Annotated in this window: 3 protein-coding genes; 1 reads left to right on the forward strand and 2 read right to left on the reverse strand. The window is 33.2% G+C overall.

Annotated elements, in window-relative coordinates; translation table 11 throughout:
* Positions 1-119 precede the first annotated feature (119 nt).
* Together ACKI67_RS06120 and hemB are read right to left on the reverse strand one after the other, a co-directional pair.
* Positions 120-1,019 carry a triphosphoribosyl-dephospho-CoA synthase gene (locus ACKI67_RS06120; RefSeq protein ID WP_407462557.1) on the reverse strand — a complete coding sequence of 300 codons (900 nt, stop codon included), beginning with the start codon at positions 1,017-1,019 and terminating at the stop codon, positions 120-122.
* Between the two features lie 16 nt (positions 1,020-1,035).
* Positions 1,036-2,031, reverse strand: a complete 996-nt coding sequence (gene hemB / locus ACKI67_RS06125; RefSeq protein WP_407462559.1) for a porphobilinogen synthase — start codon at positions 2,029-2,031, stop codon at positions 1,036-1,038.
* A gap of 244 nt (positions 2,032-2,275) precedes the next feature.
* On the opposite strand from hemB, the gene aroC reads away from it, so the two are divergent.
* Complete coding sequence (gene aroC, locus ACKI67_RS06130; protein ID WP_407462560.1) at positions 2,276-3,379, forward strand: chorismate synthase; 1,104 nt, start codon at positions 2,276-2,278, stop codon at positions 3,377-3,379.
* Positions 3,380-3,517 lie beyond the last annotated feature (138 nt).

The raw sequence follows: 3,517 nt of genomic DNA on the forward strand, positions 1-3,517 counted from the left end.
TAATCTAATTAATAAATATTGTTTAAAAAATAGTTATTTTAATAAAATAAAAAATTGAAAAAAAGAAAAAAATAAAAAAATAAAAAAATAAGAAAAATATGGCCAGGGCCATAAATAAATTAAAATTCTCTTTCAAGATAAGATAAGAATATAGAAGCAGCAGTTAAATCTGCAGTTGTTCCAGGATTATATTTATTCTCATAAAGATAATCATCGAATTCCAAAAGCTTTTCTACAAAGGAATCATCATCCTTAAATTGCAAGATTCCTTCTGCTTTTTTAGAAACGGATTCTGCTATCTCATCACCATATTTTCTTGAAATCAAAGTGTCTGGAATTTGAGACAATATTGTCATGAATGTCGCGACTGTAGCCTTATTTACAGCATCCTCATCATCACAGCTTGCTAAAAATTCCTTGAATGTAGGGAATCCTAATTCAAAGCAAACCGGCATCTTATTGGTTAACTCATTTGCCAATCTGTCCCATCCAGCAGAAATTTCCAAAACATCATACATGGTCTGATTGTTGGCACGTAATTCATCCTTTGCCTTTTCGCTCATTACATCGAATTCCTCTTGATCTCCCATTCCACCTGCATCTGCAACATTGATTGCATCATAAAGGTTTACAGCATCATCAACAGTTGTAGCATCCATCAAACGACCTACATTTTCTTGAATTTCATCAAAACCATCACTGATTGCTGCTGCAGCTGCTATTGGAATGCACATCATCATAATTCCTAAATTGGTATTGGTTGAAATCCACTTATCTGTTTCACTGACAGCTTGAAGAATATATTTGCCTAATTCTGCTTTGGATAAGTCATCAATTTCCTTGGCCTGATTGGCCAACTCTTCCATAATATTTCCAATAACCACACCACTGATGATGAAATCCTGAAATACCATATCATCATAGTTACGGGTTCTATGCACATTTCCAGGTTTTGGCCAACCGCTGACTTCAAGTACAGAAGCCAATTGAGCCAATTTAGCTATGTCTTTTGATTCCACAAACATTCCCCCATCATTATAAGTGGTCTAAAGCATATGGAGCAAAATTAGTTATAATCAAGTCTGCACCAGCTCTCTTGATTGACAATAATGATTCCATAATAGATTCTTCAGTCAGATATCCATTTTCAATACCTGCCATAATCATGGAGTATTCTCCACTGACATTATAGGTTACTAAAGGAAGGTCAAACTCTTCCCTAATTGTTTTGATGATGTCCAAGTAAGGTAAAGCAGGCTTAACCATTAAAAAGTCAGTTCCTTCAATCACATCAAGTTCAGCTTCCCTGATTGCTTCAAGGGCATTTGCAGGATCCATCTGATATGATTTCCTGTTTCCAGCAGAAGGAGCGGAACACGCAGCTTCCCTAAATGGAGCATAGAATGAAGAAGCGAATTTAACTGAATAGGACATGATCATAGTATTGTAATAACCGTTTTCATCAAGAATTTCTCTTAAGGCATGGATTCTGCCGTCCATCATATCAGAAGGTGCAACGATATCTGCACCTGCTTCAGCATGAGATAAAGCAGTTTTAGCCAAATATTCCAAAGATTCATCGTTTAAGATTTCATAACCAAAGTCAGTGTCATCATTTTCACGAATAAGACCACAGTGACCATGGGAAGTGTATTGACATAAGCATACATCAGTGATGATTACCAAATCAGTTTCAGCTTTAAGCTTACGTACAGTTTTTTGTACGATACCTGTTGGTGCAAATGCAGGAGATCCAATTTCATCTTTTTTTTCTTCACTTGGAAGACCGAATACTATGATGGACCTTAATCCTTTAGCTTCCAATTCCTTAGCATATTCTACAGCACCATTTAAAGAGAACCTATATTCACCAGGCATTGTGGAAATGGCTTCCTTTTCACCATCTTTCAAGTCTTCTTTAACGAATATTGGATAAATTAAATCTTCCTTGTTTAATTTAGTCTCACGTACAATATCTCTAATTTTAGAGTTTTTCCTATATCTTCTCATTCTTGTAACTGGAAAATTCATATTTTCACTTCTTAATGGTTGAATATTAAAAATTTGATTAATTAAATTTAATTAAAATAATTTTTTAATCATATAATGATTTTTAAAATAAATTATTTTAAATAATTATTCATATATTAATATATTAAATTTATAATATAAATTTTTCATAAAAACTTAAAATATATTAATATTAATAAAAATATTTAATAATATAGAAAATTTAAAATAAACTTAATATTTACAGAAAAATTTGAGGAATTATATGACAAACACTATTGGAAAAATCTTTTCAATTACAAGCTTTGGTTCCAGTCATGGAAAAGCACTTGGAGCAGTCGTAGATGGTTGTCCAGCTAATTTAGAGTTTAGTGAAGAGGATATTCAAATCGAATTGAATAAAAGGAGACCTGGAACAAGTGCACTTACAACATCCAGACAAGAAGGAGATAAGGTGGAAATATTATCTGGAATATTTGAAGGAAAGACAGATGGAACACCAATTGCTGGAATCGTATATAACACTAATCAAAAATCAAAGGATTATTCAAACATAAAAAGCACTCCAAGACCAGGACATGGCGACTACTGCTGGTTAGAGAAATACGGCATATATGACTACAATGGAGGAGGCCGTGGAAGCGGAAGAACAACCATCAGCCATGTTATTGGAGGAGCTATTGCAAAGAAATTATTAGATGCAAAAGGAATAAAAATCATCTCCCACGTAGTTCAAATTGGAGACATTAAGGCAGAAAATGTCGATTATGAAAAATTGGAAGAAAACATTGCAAAAAACAATGTCAGATGTGGAGACCTTGAAGCTGCAAAGAGAATGGAAGAATTGATTCTTTCCAAAAAGCAAGAAGGAGATTCAATTGGAGGAATAGTTGAAACAGTTGCAACAGGAATTCCTGCAGGACTTGGTGAACCTGTCTTTGGAAAGCTTGATGGCGATTTGGCACAAATACTTATGAGCATCAATGCAGTTAAAGGTGTTGAGATTGGATTAGGATTTGATTGTGCAAAATCTGCTGCTTCAGAAATCAATGATGAATTCTATTATGATGATGAAGGCCATGTTAAAACCAAAACCAATAATTCTGGAGGAATCCTTGGAGGAATGAGCAATGGTATGCCAATCATATCAAGAATAGCGGTTAAGCCTACACCTTCCATATCTAAAATTCAAAATACAATCGATTTGGATAAAAAAGAGAACACAACTCTTGAAATAGTTGGTAGACATGACCCATGCATTTGTCCAAGAGTAACTGCAGTTGCTGAATCAGTCACTGCTATCGTTTTAGCAGACCATATGATTCGTGGAGGATTTATACATCCTACCGACTTAAATAAAGACATTTAAACATGCTTTAAAGTTTCATGAAAATTAAAATTTTTTCATGAAATTACTTTTTTTATTAAAATTTTAAAAAAAATAGATGGAATTATTTGAAAAAAACTGATTTTAGAAAAATTAAAAAATAGGGTTATATCTATAAAA

This window comes from Methanobrevibacter sp., from assembly GCF_045577275.1.
Taxonomy (GTDB): Archaea; Methanobacteriota; Methanobacteria; order Methanobacteriales; family Methanobacteriaceae; genus Methanobrevibacter.

Excerpts from the sequence above, each read along its gene's own strand:
- hemB (WP_407462559.1), bottom strand. The coding sequence starts at position 2,031 with ATGAATTTTCCAGTTACAAGAATGAGAAGATATAGGAAAAACTCTAAA.
- aroC (WP_407462560.1), top strand. The coding sequence starts at position 2,276 with ATGACAAACACTATTGGAAAAATCTTTTCAATTACAAGCTTTGGTTCC.